Origin of the sequence: Streptomyces sp. NPDC017056, from assembly GCF_044332485.1 — a bacterium.
In the GTDB taxonomy this organism is placed as follows: Bacteria; Actinomycetota; Actinomycetes; order Streptomycetales; family Streptomycetaceae; genus Streptomyces.
In genome coordinates this window covers 444,684-461,159 of sequence record NZ_JBIRPD010000002.1, presented here as the reverse complement: position 1 = coordinate 461,159, position 16,476 = coordinate 444,684, and the positions used below count along the sequence as shown (strand labels likewise).

Sequence of the window (16,476 nt, the reverse complement as noted above, 5' to 3'; positions counted from 1 at the left end):
CGTCCGCGGGGCCGCCGGGCGGGTTCCGGCCGCGGCGCGCGCCGGTGCGGCAGACTGCGGCCCGTGGGAGCGACGGAGTGGATCGGTGCGGGGACGCTGGCGGCCTGGGTGTGGCTGGCGCTGGGGCAGGGCTTCTTCTGGCGGACGGACGTACGGCTGCCCGCGCGCACGGACCCGGAGCGGTGGCCGCCGGTCGCCGTGGTGGTCCCTGCGCGCGACGAGGCCGCGGTGCTGCCGGAGAGCCTGCCGTCCCTGCTGGCGCAGAAGTATCCCGGCCGGGCCGAGGTGTTCCTCGTCGACGACGGCAGTACGGACGGGACGGGCGAGCTGGCCCGGGAGCTGGCGGACGGGCGGGGCGGGCTGCCGCTGACCGTCGCCCGGCCCGGCGAGCCGGAGCCGGGCTGGACGGGCAAGCTGTGGGCCGTACGGCACGGCATGGCGCTGGCCAGGGAGCGCGGCGGCGCGGAGTACCTGCTGCTGACGGACGCGGACATCGCCCACGAGCCGGACAGCCTGCGGGAGTTGGTGGCGGCGGCGCACTCGGCCGGTCTGGACCTGGTGTCGCAGATGGCGCGGCTGCGGGTGGTGACGTTCTGGGAGCGGCTGATCGTCCCGGCGTTCGTGTACTTCTTCGGGCAGCTGTATCCCTTCCGGTGGGTCAACCGGCCCCGGGCGCGTACCGCCGCCGCGGCCGGGGGCTGTGTGCTGCTGCGGTGTGCGGCGGCGGAGCGCGCGGGGGTGCCGGACAGCATCCGGCACGCGGTGATCGACGACGTGACGCTGGCGCGGGCGGTGCAGCGGACGGGCGGCCGTATCTGGCTGGGGCTGGCCGACCGGGTGGACAGCGTGCGCCCGTACGCGGGGCTGGGGCAGCTGTGGCGGATGGTCTCGCGCAGCGCGTATGCCCAACTGCTGCACAGTCCCCTGCTGCTGGCGGGGACGGTGGCCGGGCTGGCGCTGGTCTACCTGGCGCCGCCCGCCGCGCTGGCCGCCGGACTGGCGGGCGGCAGCGCGACGGCGGCAGCGCTGGGCGGGGCGGCGTGGGCCGTGATGACCGGTACGTACCTGCCGATGCTGCGCTACTACCGGCAGCCACTGTGGCTCGCGCCCCTGCTTCCGTTCACCGCGCTGCTCTACCTGCTGATGACGGTCGACTCCGCCGTCCAGCACTACCGGGGGCGCGGGGCCGCCTGGAAGGGCCGGACGTACGGGGCGCCGGGGGCGTCCTGAGGGGCGCTCACTTGCTGGCCGGGGACCAGTTCAGGCCCCAGCCGTAGGCCGCGTCGACGGTGCGCTGAGGGCTGACGCCCGGTGCGGGCACGAGGTAGCGGGCCTCGCGCTGCACGACCAGTTCGCTGCCGGTGTTGGTGATCAGGGCGAGGGCGCAGACGTTGGACGGGACGGTGCACTCGTCGAGCGAGAAGTCGACGGGGGCCCCGAACTGGGGCTGGAGCGTGACCGTGGCGTGCAGCCCCTCGAAGCTCCGGGCGCCCGCGTAGACCGTCACGAAAACGAGGATGCGCCGGATCAGGTGCTGGTGGTCGAGGTTGACCGTCAGGTTCTCGCCCGCCGCGACCGCGCCGGTGCGGTCGTCCTGGTCGAGCTGGATGTACGGCGGGGCGTGCAGCGCGCCGAAGTTGCCGCCGATGGGGTGCACGACGCCCGCGCTGCCGTCGGCGAGTTCGTACAGCGCGCACAGGTCGAGGTCCAGGTCTCCCGACTGGGGCAGCAGGGCCCCGCGGGCGCCCAGCGCCTCCATGGTCTTGCGGCCCAGCTTCTTGCCGAGGCGCTTGGCCGGGGTGCCGGACCGCCAGTTCAGGTTGACCCGGAGGGCTCCCGAGGTACCGCCCTGCTTCGTCAAGGAGACGGCCGGTGCCTCCTTCGTGAGGGTGACCTTCGACAGGCTCACGGGCGGGGCGGCGGCAGGCGCCGGCACGGGCGCGGGCGGGGCCGGAGCGGCGGCGGGCCGGGGCGGAGCGGCCGGCGGGGCCGGAGCCGCGGCAGGCGGCTCCTCCTCGACGCTGATGCCGAAGTCGGTGGCCAGCCCGGCGAGCCCGGTGTCGTACCCCTGGCCCACGGCGCGGAACTTCCAGGCGCCCTGCCTGCGGTACAGCTCCCCGAGGACGAAGGCCGTCTCGGCGGTGGCGTCCTGGCTGTCGAAGCGGGCCAGTTCGGCGCCGCTGCCCGCGTCGAGCACCCGGATGTGCAGCCCTGGTACCCGGCCGAAGGCGCCGCCGTCGGCCGAGGCCGCGAGCACCACCCTCTCGACGGCCGCCTCCAGCCGCTCCAGGTCGACGGACAGGGTGTCGGTCGTCGTGTCCCCCGCGGGCCGCTTGCCCTCGTGGCGGACGGCGCCCGAGGCGTGCACGGCCTGGTTGTAGAAGACGAAGTCCGCGTCGTCGCGGACCTTTCCGGCAGCGGTCAGCAGCAGCGCCGAGGCGTCCACGTCGGGGACGCCGGGCCCCGCGCGCCAGCCCAGCTCGATCCGTACCGACGGTGCCGGTACCGCTACGTTGCTCCCCTTGGGCATCGGCATCGTGGCGCCTCCCTCTCGCTTCGCTCGCCGGGCCGCCGCGCGGCGGCCTCCCTCCACGGTGGCAGCCTCCAACCTACTTGCCGAAAAATGTCCGGCGTTCATCTGTCGTGGACGCGTCCTTTACACGATCCCTACGGGCGATCGCGACCGATTTTGCCAAGTTCGCTCACATTGTGGACCAGAAGCTCCACACGACACGTGAAACAACCCTCTTTTCAGGCTCCCCAACCGGCACATCGTGGGCTTAACTTAAGAGGTATGACCTCCCCCCGCTCTACCTACGGCGGCGGCTACTACGCTTCGCCGTCCTTCCCGGACACCCCGATCTACGACTCCCTCGTCGCCGAACGCGGTACCCCGCAGATCGCCCCGATCCGGGTCGAGTCCCCCTATGACACGGGCTCGTCGTACTTGCCGGCTCTGCCGTCGGCACTGCCCGCGCTGCCCGCCGCCCCGTCACCGCAGTATTCCGGCCACGGCTACCCGGGGGCCGCCGCGCAGCCGGTGGCGCCGCTCCAGAGCACGCCGGCCCCGTACATCCCCCAGCAGACGGGGCCCCGCGGGCACCCCGCCCAGCAGCCGCAGCAGTACCAGCGGCCCGCCGGGAACACCGGCACGGGATACGAGTCGATGCGCCCGGCCGGGCCCGTCGCCCCGCGCCCCGCGCCCGCCCCGTACGACGATCAGTACGGCCGCCAGTACCCGCGGGGTTACTGACCCCGCGACGGAACTGCCGGGGCGGGAGAAGCCGGTGCCGCACCGCGGGGCGGCACCGGTCGCCGGGGCACCGTGGGCGCCTGGCAGGATGGGGGCGTGCAGAACCCTTTCCTCCAAGCTGTCCACCGGTACCCGGTCAAATCCGTGGCGGGGTGCGCCCCCGGCGAGGCGGTCGTGGAACCGTGGGGGCTCGCCGGGGACCGGCGCTGGATGCTGGTCGACGCCGAGCGCCGGTTCGTCACCCAGCGCGGCCGGCCGCGGCTGGCGTCGGCCGCCGCGGCGGAACTGCCGGGCGGCGCGGTCCGCCTGACGGCGCCGGGCATGGCACCGCTGACCGTCGAGGTGCCGGAGCCGGGCGCGACGGTCACGGTCGAGGTGTGGCGGGACAAGGTCGAGGCGGTGCCGGCGGCGGATGCCGCCGCCGAGTGGTTCAGCACGTATCTGGGCGTCCCGGTGGAGCTGGTGCACCTGGACGACCCTGCCGGGCGGCGGCCCGCCGACCCGGCGTACGCGAAGCCGGGCGAGACCGTGAGCTTCGCCGACGGCTTCCCCCTTCTCCTGACCGCCACCGCCTCGCTCGACGCCCTCAACTCCCTGGTCGCCCAGGGCGGCCGTGCCGAGGAGGGGCCGCTGCCGATGGACCGCTTCCGGCCGAATGTCGTCGTGGCGGGCACCGCGCCCTGGGACGAGGACGACTGGCGGCGGATACGGATCGGCGAGGTCACCTTCCGCGTGGTCAAGCCGTGCGGCCGGTGCGTGATCACCACCACCGACCAGCGGACCGGGCAGCGCGGCAAGGAGCCGCTGCGCACGCTGGCCCGCCACCGCCGCATCGGTGACCAGCTCGTCTTCGGCCAGAATCTGATCCCGGAGGGCACCGGAACGATCAGGGTCGGCGACTCCTTCGAGGTGCTCGCCCGCGCCCCGCGCTCCTGAGCCCCTCGTAGGCCCGGCGCCTGACGCCCCGTCCGGCCCGGAGCCCGGTACCGGCCACCGCGGTCCGGCGCCGCATTGCGGGCGCGTGTCCGGCTGCCTACAGTGAGCGCACGGCGATGCCGACAGCGGAAGCCGTTGGGAGTCCACGTGCCGATGCCGTCCGGGCAGGTGCCCGGAGACCATCTCATTCCCGTACAGCACATGCGTCCCGGGGATCACGCCTTTGTGAGCTACGACGATGACGAGGTGCGCTGGGAGGTCATGACCGCCTTCGTACGGCTCGGCCTGGCCCAGGGCGAGAAGGTCATCCTCTTCCCCGACCCGTGGCTCCCGGAGGCCGAGGTGCTGGCCCGGCTCGACTTCACCGGCCGCAGCACCGCCACCGCCCGCGAACGGGGGCAGTTGCTGCTGAGCAGCATGCGGGGCCTGATCCGGCCGGACCTGCGGTTCACCCCCGAGCGGCAGATCGGGCGGCTGCGCTCGGAGACGGCCCGCGCCGCCGACGAGGGGTTCACCGGCCTGCGGACCTTCATCGACATGCGGTGGGTGCCCGACCTCGACGCGGACGTACGGGTGATGATGCACCGCGAGACCCACGCGGACACGCTGTTCGACGGCCGGCCGTACAGCGAGATCTGCGCCTACGACCGCCGGTGGTTCGGGCGCGACGTGCTGCACGCCATGGACCGGGCGCACCCGCGCAGCCTCCTGGAACGGCTCGGCAGCCTGCGGACGGTGCGCGGCGGGGACGGCAGCGTGCGCTTCGTCGGCGAGGCGGACTCCGCCGCCCGCCGCGCCTTCACCACCGCGCTGGAACTGGCGCTCTCCGGCAGCACCGGCGCGCGCCGGCTCGTGGTCGATCTGACGCAGCTGCACTTCCTGTCGGTGGCCTGCGCCACCGCACTGCTCAAGCTCGCCGACCGGGCCGCCGGGCACGACCTGGTCGAGGTCCGCTGCGACCGCGTACAGGCGCGGACGCTGCTGCGGCTCGGCGCCGCGACGGTGCCGCGGCTGCGCACGACGGAGGTGGTGCGGCCGTGCTGACCCCGGAACCGGCCATGTCCGAGGACGGGCCGGCGGACACGCAGGTGGCCACGTGCCTGTTGCAGCGCCGTTTCACCGCGCGCCTGCTGCCGCAGTTGCGGCTGCTGGTGGAGGAGTGCGCCGTCCGCGAGGGCCTGGCGGAGCCGCGGCGGGGCGAGTTCGTGCTGGCCGTCGACGAGATCGCGGGCAACGCCGTGGAGCACGCGGGCGGCTCGGGGCGGCTGCTGCTGCGCCGCGTCGGTGACGAACTGGAGTGCCGTATCAGCGATTCGGGTCCCGGCTTCAGCGAGACCGTGATTCCCGAACTGCTGCCGGGGCTCGACGGAGCACACAACGGGCGCGGACTGTGGCTCGCACGCCTGGTGGCGGACCGGTTCGCGGTACGGGCGGCGAACGGCACGGGGGCGTCCGGGACCCGGGGCGCCGAGGTCACCCTGGCGATCCGGGTGCAGTGAAGCGGCCGGGGGCCGGCCACCGGCGTGCGGCCCCGTGCCGTGCGCCTCTCACAACCCGCGCAGCCACTCCTGCGCCCGGTCGCGCAGCGTCTGCTCGTCCCGCTGCTCGGCCGCGTCGTCGTGCTCGTAGTGCAGCTCGTCGACCACCGCGACCACCCCGTCGACCCGGCCCGCCAGCCGCACCGCGAGCGTCACCTCGCTGCTGCGCCCCAGCCGCCCGGACAGCGTGACCACACCCGCCCCTACGGACACGCCGACCGCGCCGGGCTTGAGACCGAGGGTGCGCACCAGGACCTCGGTGATCAGTTCCTCGCGGATCTCCTCGTCCGGGCGCAGGAAGACTTTCAGCAGGTCGCTGCGGGTCACCAGCCCGCACAACCGGCCCTCCGCGTCGACGACCGGCAACCGGTCCAGCTTCCCGGCCACCATCAGCCGGGCGGCCTCGGCGACGGTCTGGTGGGGGCCGATCGTCACCGGCGGCGAGGTCATCAGCTGGCCCGCCCGCAGGCTGCGCTGCCTGGCGCGGGCCGCGCGGGCGCTGCCGGTGAGCCGGCGGCGGTTGTACCAGCGGTTCTGCAGCATGTCCTGGGCGGCCTGGCGGAACATCAGGTCCGTCTCGGAGATCACGCCGAGGACCTTGTTGTCGGCGTCGACGACGGGCAGCCCCGTCTTGCGGTGCTTGCTCAGCAGGTTGACGACTTCCCTGAACGGCGTGCCGGAACGGGCCTTGACGACCTCGGTGTTCATGAGCCTGCCGACCAGTCGGTGATCCATCGCGGGCCTCCCTGTGCCGGGGAACAGTTTCGGCCGCGCCGGGGGCCGTTGAAGGCCGCACACCGGGCGATACGGCACGCGCCCCGCAGGTGAGGGAGCGCCACGGGGGCCCGGGACCGTACCCGGACCGGAGCGCCCGCCCACCGGTGCCGGGTTTGCGCCGCCCCCAGTGAATTTGCGCGCCGTTCGCGCCGTTCACGCATGACGCGCGCCGGACGAGGTACCTACGGACACGGAGAGGAGGCACGAAGTGGTACGAGTCATCGCGGGACTGTGGCGCTGGCGGCGCAGCCCGCTGCGCCGGACGACCGATCTCCTGGAGGCGTGGGTGGCGCTGGCCGCCGCCGTGCTGATCGCGGTGGGCGGCGCGGGTACGGCCTGGGTCGTGGGCGGCGCCGCGCACGACGCGCTGCTGCGGTCCGTCCGTGCCCAGCACCAGGAACGGCACCAGGTCTGGGCGACGGCGGAGCGCGCCGCGCAGCGCGCCCGCGTGGACCAGGGCCCCGAGACCTCCTCCGACCGGGACGCGCACCGCCGGGTGAACGCCCGCTGGACCGCGCCGGACGGCACCGCGCGCAGCGGCCTGGTCGCCGCGCCGCACGCCGTGCGGCCGGGCGACCGGTTCCGGATCTGGACCGACGACGGCGGCCTGGTCGTGCCCCGGCCGCTGGACGAGAGCAACGCCAGGGCACACGCGGCGCTGGGCGGCCTGGGCGCCGCGGCCTTGGTGGTGGCGGCCGTCGAAGGCGGCCGGCGGCTGGTGGTGCGGCGGATGCTGGCGCGCCGGTACCGGCGCTGGGACCAGGAGTGGGAGCGCGCGGGGCAGGACTGGGGGCGGGCCGGGGCGGGCAGCTGAACGGCCGGGTCGCCGAGGGCTTTCGAAGCCTCCCGGACATACAGGCTGACCATGTCATCCGGTGCCCGCCGGGCGCGCTACGGTGGAGCGGCCAGCCTCCCGGCTGGGGTTCCGGGCACGCGTACGCGGACATACACGGACGTACAACTGCCGGGCCGGTAACAGCCGCACGAGGTGGGGACAGAACAGCGCCATGGCACAGGGCTCCGTCCAGGTGACGCATTCGGGCACGTCGCGGTGGCGGCGCCGCACGGGCGAGTACAGCTCGCTGGCGGCGGCCCTGGATGCCGCGGGGGACGGCGACGTGCTGACCGTGGGCGCCGGTACGTACCGCGAGAACCTGGTGCTGGTGCGCGCGGTGACGCTGCGCGGGCCCGAGGGGGCGCGCGGATCGGTGCGGATAGCGCCCGCCGACGGCGTCGCGCTGACCGTGCGCGCCTCCGCCACCGTGCAGGACCTCCGGCTGGAAGGGCAGGACCCCACCGCGCCCGCCGTGCTGGTGGAGGACGGGGCCCCGGAGCTGGACGGGCTGCGGGTGATGACGCGTTCGGCGTCCGGCATCGAGGTGCGCGGCGGCGCCCGCCCGACCGTGCGCCGCTGCTCGGTCGACAACCCGGGCGGGGTGGGCATCAGCGTGCTGGACGGCGCGGGCGGGACCTTCGAGGAGTGCGAGGTGGTGGCCGCCGGGCAGGCCGGGGTGGCGGTGCGCGGCGGCGCGCACCCGCGGCTGGAGAACTGCCGGGTGCACCACGTCTCCGGTGCGGGCCTGTCGGTCAACGGCGAGGGCAGCGGCGTCGAGGCGTTCGGCTGCGAGCTGTACGAGATCAAGGGCGCGGGCGTGCAGATCGCCTCGCGCGCGAGCGGCCAGCTGACCGACTGCAAGGTGCACCGGACCTCCGCCGACGGCGTCACCCTGGACACCGACGCGGTGCTCACCCTCGCCGACTGCGACATCCACGACATCCCGGAGAACGCCGTGGACCTGCGGTCCAGGTCGGTGCTGACGCTGACCCGCAGCACGGTGCGCCGCTTCGGCCGCAACGGGCTGTCCGTGTGGGACCCGGGCACCCGGGTGGACGCCAACCGGTGCGAGATCCACGACAGTACGGGCGACTACCCGGCGGTGTGGGTCAGCGACGGGGCGACCGCCGTACTGGACTCGACGCGGGTGCACGACGTGCCGGACGCGCTGTTCGTGCTGGACCGGGGTTCGCGCGCCGACGTGGTGGACTCCGACCTGTCCCAGGTGCGCAACACGGCGGTGTCGGTGAGCGACGGCGCGACCGTGCAACTCGACGACTGCCGGATCCGGGAGGCGGCGACCGGCGCCTGGTTCCGCGACCACGGCAGCGGCGGCACGCTCGCCAACTGCACGATCGACGCGGCGCAGACCGGCGTGATCGTGACCAAGGGCGCCGACCCCACCGTCGAGCGCTGCACGGTCGACTCGCCGGCCGAGGCCGGCTTCTACGTCTCGGCGCAGGGCCGCGGCACGTTCGACGGCTGCCGGGTGACCGGCAGTGCCGGGTACGGCTTCCACGTCATCGACGGCTGCCGTACGACGCTGACGCGCTGCCGCACCGAGCGGTGCGCGCGCGGCGGGTACGAGTTCGCGGACGGCTCCGCCGCCCGCGGCGAGGGGTACGCGGGCGGGCCCGTCGTCGAGGACTGCACCAGCGACGAGAGCCGGGCGGCCGGCGAGCCGCTGCTGCCCGCCGCGGCGCTACGGGCGCCGGCGGCCGTCCCCGCGACCCAGCCGGCCGGGCTGCTCGGTGCCGTACCGGCGCAGAGCGCGCAGCCGGCCCCGGACGCCGCCGGGCCCGCCGCCGCGAGCCGGCCGTCCGGCGAGGTGCTCGGCGAACTGGACCGGCTGGTCGGCCTGGAGAGCGTCAAGCGCGAGGTGCGCAGCCTGATCAACATGATCGAGGTGGGGCGCCGGCGGCAGGAGGCCGGGCTCAAGGCCGCCTCCGTCCGCCGCCACCTGGTCTTCACCGGCTCCCCCGGCACCGGCAAGACCACGGTCGCCCGCCTCTACGGCGAGATCCTGGCCGCGCTGGACGTGCTGGAGCGCGGGCACCTGGTGGAGGTGTCCAGGGTGGACCTGGTCGGCGAGCACATCGGGTCGACGGCGATCCGTACGCAGGAGGCGTTCGACCGGGCGCGCGGCGGGGTGCTGTTCATCGACGAGGCGTACGCGCTCTCGCCGGAGGACTCCGGGCGGGACTTCGGGCGTGAGGCGATCGACACGCTGGTGAAGCTGATGGAGGACCACCGGGAGGCGGTGGTGGTGATCGTGGCCGGGTACACGGCCGAGATGGAGCGCTTCCTCGCCGTCAACCCCGGTGTGGCGTCCCGCTTCTCACGGACCATCACCTTCGGTGACTACACGCCGGAGGACCTGCTGCGCATCGTCGAGCAGCAGGGCGAGGAGCACGAGTACCGGCTGGCCGAGGGCGCCGGCGAGGCGCTGCTCAAGTACTTCACCGCGCTCCCCAAAGGTCCCTCGTTCGGCAACGGGCGGACCGCGCGGCAGACGTTCGAGGCGATGGTCGAGCGGCACGCGGGCCGGGTCGCCCAGCTGGCCGACCCGGACACCGACGCGCTGACGCTGCTGTACGCGGAGGACCTGCCCGACCTGCCCTGACGCGGCATCAGCAGCCCTGCCGGGGAATCTCTTTCCCGCTCGGCCGCGGCGCGCACGCGCCGAGCCGGGCGATCAGCTCGGCGCGGGCTTCCTCGAACACCGGGTCGGACTGGTAGTCGCCGTGCCCCAGGATCTGGGCGGGCAGCGGGTACTGGAGCGTCCGCCCGAAGGTGAGCGGGTCGCGCAGCGGGCCGAGGTCCACGGCCGCGCCGTCCTCGCGGGTGAGCCGCACCGGCCCGCCGATGGGGTCGGTCAGCCGCCACAGGTTGCGCCAGTCGTCCATCTCCCGGTGCAGCCCGGTCAGCGCCTCCGGGCCGAAGCAGGCGGGGAACCACCGCCCGTACAGGCGCTCCAGCGGCGACCCGTAGGTGAGCAGCGCGACCCGGCTGCGGGTGACCAGGTCCAGCTGCCAGACGGCGGCCGCCGCCAGCACGCTGCCCTGGGAGTGTCCCGAGATGACCAGGCGGCCGTCGTTGTTCTCGGTCCAGGTGGCCATCCGCCAGGTCAGGTCGGGCACGGCGCGCTCCGCGTAGCAGGGCGGCGCGAAGGGGTGCGCGGCGCGCGGCCAGAACGTGCCGACGTCCCACAGGATGCCGATGGTGCGGCGGGTGGAGCGGTCGCGGTAGGCGCGCCAGCCCATGACCGCGAGCACCAGGACCCCGGCGCCCATCAGCCACGAACCGAGGGCCTCCGCCGTCGCGGCCGCCGAGTGCACGAGCAGCGGCGCCTCCTCGGTGGCCCGGCCGGGAGCCCGGTCGGCCAGCCAGGCACCGGCCACCGCGCCGGCGCCCAGGACGAGCGTGACCAGGCAGACCGCGCCGACCAGGACGGGCGCGGAGTCGGTGAGGCCGGCGCGGGCGATGGTGCCGGCGATGCGGCGGGTGCGCTCCTCGTCGGGCCGCTCCTGCGCGTCGTAGCCCCCGGCGATGTCCGAGGTGATCCTGCGGCGTACGAGCACCACCCGGATGCCCGCCAGGACCGCGAAGACCGCCACGACCACCAGGAGCACCGGGAGCACCGACGCCTGCCAGGACAGCAGGACGGGCGGCCCCGCCATCGGGGCGTCCGTCTGGCCGGGGACCGCCCCGCGGTCCAGCCAGTCCCCCAGCCGCTGGGCCATGCCCCCGGTCAGCGCGCCGCCCAGCGCGCACGCCAGCAGGGCGACGGCGGCGCCGTGCATGCCTTTCAGCGCCGCGCGGCCGTCGCCGCGCCCGTGGCGGGCCGCGGCGTGCTGGAGGAAGCAGGCCGTGCCGAGCAGGCCGAGGACCAGCAGGCCCTGGGAGACGGCGATGCCGCCGAAGGCGCCGGTGCCCGGCAGCCGGTCGCCGCCGGCCCAGCCGGGCCGCTCCCAGGCGGTGTAGACGGCGGACAGGACGAGCGCCACGAGCGCGCCGAAGGGCAGCGCCTTGACCAGGAAGCGGTCCCGGTTCTCGTCCGGTTCCGCCTCGCAGCGGGCGGTGCGGCACACGATCCAGACGGTGAACGCCCCCAGGAGCGCGACCAGTGCGCTCAGTACGCGGCCCACGGCCGGCAGCGCTCCGCCGCCCGTCCTGATGTCGTGGTCCACGGCGCCCACGAGCAGCGCGGCGGCGATGGTCAGCACCCCGGCGGCGGTGTGCGCGGCACGCAGCCTGGCCACCACCCGGCGGCCGTACCAGAAGCCGCGGTGGGTGAGCGCGGGGCGCTGTTCGGGCGGTACGTCGCGGGAGGTGCCGGGGCGGCGCGGTGGCGGCGAGGCGGATTCGTACGCGCTCCAGGTGCGCTGCGAGAGCCACCACAGGAATCCGACGACCAGCAGCGGCACCACGGCGGCGACCACGACGCGGCGGCCGGGGCCGCTCCACGCGCCGCCCTGGTCCGGGCTGAGGAAGCCCAGCCAGGACTTGTCCGCGACGCAGGCGGCACTGCCCGCGCACTGCCAGGCCGTCAGGTCCAGCGCCACTTCGCAGACCGCGGCGGCCAGCAGGACGGTGAGGCTGAGCGCGAGGACGCGCACGAGGACGTCGTACACGCGGTGGCCCCGGTGTGCCGCGGGTGCGGCGGGGCGCATCCAGTGGGCGAGGTTGGCGACCATGAAGGGCAGCAGGACGAGCCACAGGGCGCGGGCTCCGTTGCCGGAGGTGAGGTTGCACCAGCAGTACGCCTCGCGGATCGGTTCGGCGCGGTAGTCCCCGGGGCGCTGCTCGGCGTCGGCGTCGGCGGCGCGGCGGTAGACGGCCGCGGTGTCGTCGCCGGTGACCAGGACGGTGCGCGGGTCGCCGAGCATGCGCTCGGGCGTGGTGCCGCCGACGCCGTGCACGAGGAGTTCCAGGGCGAGTTGCCCGGTGTCCTGCGGCGGCCCTTCCTGTGGCGGCCTTTCTCGCGGCGGCCCTTCCTGTGGTGTGCCCGGCCCGTCCGGTGTGGTCGGCGCGTCCGGTGCGGCCGGTTCCGTGCTGCTCGCGGTGTCCACGTGTGCTTCCCCCGATGTCCGTGCTGTGCCGGTGGGCGCCGCACGGTACCCGGCGGCGGCACCCTCTGTCATGCCATGTTCAAACGAGCGTCCGCGCCGCCGCCCGCGGCCCACCCGTACCGTCCGCCTCCCTCCTTCCCTGTTCCGCGGCCCCACACCCCACCCGGCGGGGCGGATGCGCCCGGCCGCGCGTGCGAGGATGAGGACCCAGACGGCAGCCGGGCGGAAGGGAAAAGCCGGGGTGAGCGACAACCAGAACCTCCTCGCGGAGCAGCGGCGCGCCCTGATCCTCGACGAGGTCAGACGGCGCGGGGGCGTCCGCGTGAACGAGCTGACCCGCAGGCTCAACGTGTCCGACATGACGGTCCGGCGCGACCTGGACGCGCTCGCCCGGCAGGGCATGGTGGAGAAGGTGCACGGCGGCGCCGTACCGGTCAGCGAGCCCAGCACCCACGAGCCGGGCTTCGAGGCCAAGTCGGGCCTCGAACTGAGCGCCAAGGAGGACATCGCCAAGGCCGCGGCCCGGATGGCGGCGCCCGGCGGCGCCATCGCGCTGGCCGGCGGCACGACCGCGTTCGCGCTGGCCCAGCAGCTGCTGGAGGTGCCGGACCTGACGGTCGTCACCAATTCCGTACGGGTGGCCGACGTGTTCTACAACGCGCAGCGGGCGGCGGCCGGCAGCGGCTCCGCGCCCCGCGCCGGCGCGGCCACGGTCGTCCTGACCGGCGGGGTCCGCACGCCCTCGGACACCCTGGTGGGGCCGGTGGCGGACGCCGCGATCCGCAACCTCCACTTCGACGTGCTGTTCCTGGGCGTGCACGGCATATCGGTGGAAGCCGGGCTGTCCACGCCCAACCTCGCCGAGGCGGAGACCAACCGCCACTTCGTCCGGTCCGCGCGCCGCGTCGTGGTGGTCGCCGACCACACCAAGTGGGGCACGGTGGGGCTCGGTTCCTTCGCCACGCTGGACGACGTGGACGTGCTGGTGACCGACCGCGGGCTGCCGGCGCAGGCGCGCGAGGAGATCGCGGAGCTGCCGCCGGAGCTGGTGGTGGCGGGCGAACCGGGCGACGGCGCGGACCTCTGACGCAGCGGCGGGCCGGGCTTCACACGCGGCCCGTCAGCCGGGCCAGACGCCGGTCTCCAGGAATCCGTCGATGTCCGCCGCGTACGGCGCGATGTCCAGGCCCTGGTCCTCCAGCCAGCTGTCCGAGTAGTACTTGTCCAGGTAGCGGTCGCCGGGGTCGCAGAGCAGGGTGACGACGGAGCCGGTACGGCCCTCCGCGACCATCTCCGCGACGATCTTCAGCGCGCTCCACAGGCCGGTGCCCGTCGAGCCGCCCGCCTTGCGGCCGACGGCCCGCTCCAGGGCCCGTACGGCCGCCACGCTCGCCGCGTCCGGGACCTTCATCATCCGGTCGATGGCGCCGGGCACGAAGCTGGGCTCCATGCGCGGCCTGCCGATGCCCTCGATGCGCGAGGCGGTCGCGCAGTCCGTCTCCGCGTCGCCGGTGCGCCAGCCGTCGAAGAAACAGGAGTTCTCCGGGTCGGGCACGCAGATACGGGTGTCGTACTGCATGTAGTGCACGTAGCGGGCGATGGTCGCCGAGGTGCCGCCGGTGCCGGCCGTGGCGACGATCCAGGCGGGTTCCGGGTACCGCTCCAGGCGCAGCTGCTGGTAGATCGACTCGGCGATGTTGTTGTTGCCGCGCCAGTCGGTCGCCCGTTCGGCGTAGGTGAACTGGTCCATGTAGTGCCCGCCGGACTCCGCGGCCAGCTCGGCGGAGACCGCGTACACGGTCCGCGGGTCGTCCACGAGGTGGCACCTGCCGCCGTGGAACTCGATCAGCCGGGTCTTCTCGCGGCTGGTCGTGGCCGGCATCACCGCGATGAAGGGCACGCCGATCAGGCTCGCGAAGTACGCCTCGGAGACGGCCGTGGAGCCGCTGGACGCCTCGATGACGGGCTTGCCGGGCCGGATCCAGCCGTTGCACAGCCCGTAGAGGAACAGCGAACGGGCCAGGCGGTGCTTGAGGCTGCCGGTGGGGTGGGTCGACTCGTCCTTGAGGTACAGGTCGATGCCCCACCGCTCGGGCAGCGGGAAGCGCAGCAAATGGGTGTCGGCCGTCCGGTTGGCGTCCGCCTGCACCTTGCGGACGGCCTCTTTCAGCCAGGCGCGGTAGACCGGATCGCTGCGGTCGACGTCCACGGTCGGCATCGGACCGCCGCTCCCGGGCACCCGGTCCGCGTGCTGCTGTGGTTGCTGGGCGGTGCTCATTCGACGCGCTCCCGAGGTCGGACACAGCCCGCGCGGAACGCCGGGCCGGTTTCGACTATAGCCACCCGTCACACGCTTCTCACCTGCATAAACAACCCTTTGGGCAACCCCAAGCACCGCCTGGGAGCAGGCTGGTGACGAGCTTTGGCCAAGGGGTACTGGTGCACGGGGCACGACGCAGGCAGACTGCGCACCATGAGGGCGGGTGGAGACCACACGCCCGTCGTGCGGAGGAGGTGGTCGCCATGGCGGAGCCCGAATTCAACGCCACCGGTGTACGCATCGAGCGTTGGCTTCTCAGGTCGCTGACCCGGGCGGGCCAGGTCGTGATCAAGGACGGCAGGCTGGCCCTGCTGACGAGTTACGGCACCGAGATAGACAGCGCGCCGGTCCAGGCCGTCCAGGCGCACAAACCGCTGTTCGCGGCCCGTGACCGGGCGCTGGCCACACTGAACGGGCACCGCTACGCGCTGACGCTGGGCACCCCGGACCGCTTCCTGGACGCCGTGCGCGCGGCGCGTTCCGCACGCGCTTGACAGGGTCCCGCGGGGGACGGTGCGGTTGCGGGAGCGCACTGGTGGGATGACCCTGGACTCGTATCACTGAGGGTTCACCAGCGGTGACACTGTGGTGGATGGCGGCATCGCTGGATCCGATCTTCGCCCCCGTCGTACGAGGGCGCCCGACCTCATCAGGGAGTCGCGGTCGTGATCAGGCAGCCCAGCAGACACTGCACGGTGGAGCTCCAGGCCCTTCCGGCACGGATCGGCCAGGTGCGCAGAATCGTATCGGCGCAGCTCCGTTACTGGCGTCTCGACGCCTTGATAGACCCGGCCGCGCTCGGCGTCACCGAGCTGCTGGCCAACGTGCACCAGCACGCCGCGCCCAGCAAGCAGTGCACCGTGGAACTGCTGGTCCTGCTGGACCAGCTGACGGTCTCGGTACGCGACCTGGACCCGCGCCTGCCCCGGGTGCAGGCGGCCGGCTCCCTCGACACGGAGGGCCGCGGGCTGTCACTGATCGCCGCGCTCAGCGAGAGTTGGGGGGTGCGCCCCGACGGCGGCGGCAAGGTGGTCTGGTTCACGCTGCCCGCGCTGACGCTCGCGCCCGAGGAGGCGGTACGCCGCACCTCGGCGGGACGGTCGTCGTGCACCCGGGGAGTGACGGCGCACGCACCGGCCGAACCGCCGCTGCGCACACCGGTGGAGACCCGGCCGCGGGTGCGGGGCGCCGGGGTCGGCTGACCGCGCACCGGCGGGCCGGGCACGGCGTCGGCGGGTTGCGGCCGGCGGCGTACGCCGCAGAGGCGTACGCCGCCGACCGGTGCCCCGTCGGCGCGCGCCCTCACACCGCGCCGCCCTTCGCCCCCGTACCGAACCGGTCCTCCAGGACGGAGAGCCGGCGCCAGTACTCGTCCTCGTCGATCTCCCCCGCCGCGAACCGCCGGGCCAGCAGGTCGACGGGGGACGGTCCGGCGGCGGAAGCCGGTCGCCGGGCGGCGTCGTCCGGGCCCCCGAAGCGCGCCCAAGGGCCGCGCCCGCGCCACACGGTGCGCCGCAGCAGCGCGACGGCGCCGAGCACGACGGCCGCCCAGAAGAGCGGGAAGAGCAGGAACCAGGGACCGGGGCCGCCACCGGCCCACGGGTGTGCCAGGTCGAACATGGGAGGTCAGCTCCTTTTCGGCGGGGCCGCGCGAACTCCGCGCAGGCCCGGGTGTGCTGTCCCTGCCGAGCCTGGCCCGCCGGGGCCCGCACGTCGTCGTACGGCCGGCGGGACCGCACGTACCA

General features: G+C 74.4%; 15 protein-coding genes. 10 read left to right on the top strand and 5 right to left on the bottom strand.

Annotated features, from left to right (window positions below):
* Window positions 1-63: 63 nt before the first annotated feature.
* Window positions 64-1,230, top strand: coding sequence for a glycosyltransferase (locus tag ACH4OW_RS05065; protein WP_398025027.1), 1,167 nt, complete (start codon window positions 64-66; stop codon window positions 1,228-1,230).
* Between the two features lie 7 nt (window positions 1,231-1,237).
* Here the strand turns inward: ACH4OW_RS05065 and ACH4OW_RS05060 are convergent, their stop codons facing one another.
* Entirely contained in the window at window positions 1,238-2,536 is a 1,299-nt protein-coding gene (locus ACH4OW_RS05060; RefSeq protein ID WP_398025025.1) for a TerD family protein, read from the bottom strand.
* Window positions 2,537-2,794: 258 nt separating this feature from the next.
* Here ACH4OW_RS05060 and ACH4OW_RS05055 point away from each other — a divergent pair, with 258 nt between their 5' ends.
* From ACH4OW_RS05055 to ACH4OW_RS05040, 4 genes are all read left to right on the top strand, one after another.
* Window positions 2,795-3,253: a DUF6643 family protein gene (locus tag ACH4OW_RS05055; RefSeq protein WP_360138200.1), complete on the top strand. Its 459-nt coding sequence runs from the start codon at window positions 2,795-2,797 to the stop codon at window positions 3,251-3,253.
* A 96-nt stretch (window positions 3,254-3,349) separates the two neighbouring features.
* On the top strand, window positions 3,350-4,189 hold the full coding sequence (locus ACH4OW_RS05050) for an MOSC N-terminal beta barrel domain-containing protein (RefSeq protein WP_360138203.1): 840 nt from the start codon (window positions 3,350-3,352) through the stop codon (window positions 4,187-4,189).
* 225 nt (window positions 4,190-4,414) lie between these two features.
* Window positions 4,415-5,233 carry an MEDS domain-containing protein gene (locus ACH4OW_RS05045; protein ID WP_360138206.1) on the top strand — a complete coding sequence of 273 codons (819 nt, stop codon included), beginning with the start codon at window positions 4,415-4,417 and terminating at the stop codon, window positions 5,231-5,233.
* A complete protein-coding gene (locus ACH4OW_RS05040) occupies window positions 5,227-5,688 on the top strand; it encodes an ATP-binding protein (protein WP_398025021.1) in 462 nt (153 codons plus the stop codon). Before ACH4OW_RS05045 ends, ACH4OW_RS05040 begins: the two co-directional genes overlap by 7 nt.
* A gap of 48 nt (window positions 5,689-5,736) precedes the next feature.
* Here ACH4OW_RS05040 and ACH4OW_RS05035 read toward each other — a convergent pair whose 3' ends face one another.
* A complete protein-coding gene (locus ACH4OW_RS05035; protein ID WP_398025019.1) occupies window positions 5,737-6,462 on the bottom strand; it encodes a CBS domain-containing protein in 726 nt (241 codons plus the stop codon).
* A gap of 250 nt (window positions 6,463-6,712) precedes the next feature.
* Between ACH4OW_RS05035 and ACH4OW_RS05030 the strand changes: the two genes are divergently transcribed.
* Together ACH4OW_RS05030 and ACH4OW_RS05025 are read left to right on the top strand one after the other, a co-directional pair.
* The gene (locus ACH4OW_RS05030; protein WP_360138212.1) at window positions 6,713-7,318 is read left to right on the top strand and encodes a hypothetical protein; all 606 of its coding nucleotides are present in this window, start codon (window positions 6,713-6,715) and stop codon (window positions 7,316-7,318) included.
* Window positions 7,319-7,511: 193 nt separating this feature from the next.
* Window positions 7,512-9,962: a right-handed parallel beta-helix repeat-containing protein gene (locus ACH4OW_RS05025; protein ID WP_360138215.1), complete on the top strand. Its 2,451-nt coding sequence runs from the start codon at window positions 7,512-7,514 to the stop codon at window positions 9,960-9,962.
* A gap of 7 nt (window positions 9,963-9,969) precedes the next feature.
* On the opposite strand, the gene ACH4OW_RS05020 is transcribed toward ACH4OW_RS05025, so the two are convergent.
* Window positions 9,970-12,411: a hypothetical protein gene (locus ACH4OW_RS05020; protein ID WP_398025017.1), complete on the bottom strand. Its 2,442-nt coding sequence runs from the start codon at window positions 12,409-12,411 to the stop codon at window positions 9,970-9,972.
* A gap of 241 nt (window positions 12,412-12,652) precedes the next feature.
* On the opposite strand from ACH4OW_RS05020, the gene ACH4OW_RS05015 reads away from it, so the two are divergent.
* Complete coding sequence (locus ACH4OW_RS05015) at window positions 12,653-13,498, top strand: DeoR/GlpR family DNA-binding transcription regulator (RefSeq protein ID WP_360138218.1); 846 nt, start codon at window positions 12,653-12,655, stop codon at window positions 13,496-13,498.
* Between the two features lie 33 nt (window positions 13,499-13,531).
* Here the strand turns inward: ACH4OW_RS05015 and ACH4OW_RS05010 are convergent, their stop codons facing one another.
* A complete protein-coding gene (locus tag ACH4OW_RS05010; RefSeq protein ID WP_398025239.1) occupies window positions 13,532-14,629 on the bottom strand; it encodes a PLP-dependent cysteine synthase family protein in 1,098 nt (365 codons plus the stop codon).
* 305 nt (window positions 14,630-14,934) lie between these two features.
* Between ACH4OW_RS05010 and ACH4OW_RS05005 the strand changes: the two genes are divergently transcribed.
* Entirely contained in the window at window positions 14,935-15,225 is a 291-nt protein-coding gene (locus ACH4OW_RS05005; RefSeq protein ID WP_360138221.1) for a hypothetical protein, read from the top strand.
* Window positions 15,226-15,396: 171 nt separating this feature from the next.
* Window positions 15,397-15,933, top strand: a complete 537-nt coding sequence (locus tag ACH4OW_RS05000) for an ATP-binding protein (RefSeq protein ID WP_398025014.1) — start codon at window positions 15,397-15,399, stop codon at window positions 15,931-15,933.
* 100 nt (window positions 15,934-16,033) lie between these two features.
* On the opposite strand, the gene ACH4OW_RS04995 is transcribed toward ACH4OW_RS05000, so the two are convergent.
* On the bottom strand, window positions 16,034-16,351 hold the full coding sequence (locus ACH4OW_RS04995) for an SHOCT domain-containing protein (RefSeq protein WP_398025012.1): 318 nt from the start codon (window positions 16,349-16,351) through the stop codon (window positions 16,034-16,036).
* Window positions 16,352-16,476 lie beyond the last annotated feature (125 nt).

Excerpts from the sequence above, each read along its gene's own strand:
- ACH4OW_RS05060 (WP_398025025.1), bottom strand. The coding sequence starts at position 2,536 with ATGCCGATGCCCAAGGGGAGCAACGTAGCGGTACCGGCACCGTCGGTA.
- ACH4OW_RS05055 (WP_360138200.1), top strand. The coding sequence starts at position 2,795 with ATGACCTCCCCCCGCTCTACCTACGGCGGCGGCTACTACGCTTCGCCG.
- ACH4OW_RS05035 (WP_398025019.1), bottom strand. The coding sequence starts at position 6,462 with ATGGATCACCGACTGGTCGGCAGGCTCATGAACACCGAGGTCGTCAAG.
- ACH4OW_RS05025 (WP_360138215.1), top strand. The coding sequence starts at position 7,512 with ATGGCACAGGGCTCCGTCCAGGTGACGCATTCGGGCACGTCGCGGTGG.
- ACH4OW_RS05010 (WP_398025239.1), bottom strand. The coding sequence starts at position 14,629 with ATGCCGACCGTGGACGTCGACCGCAGCGATCCGGTCTACCGCGCCTGG.
- ACH4OW_RS05005 (WP_360138221.1), top strand. The coding sequence starts at position 14,935 with ATGGCGGAGCCCGAATTCAACGCCACCGGTGTACGCATCGAGCGTTGG.
- ACH4OW_RS04995 (WP_398025012.1), bottom strand. The coding sequence starts at position 16,351 with ATGTTCGACCTGGCACACCCGTGGGCCGGTGGCGGCCCCGGTCCCTGG.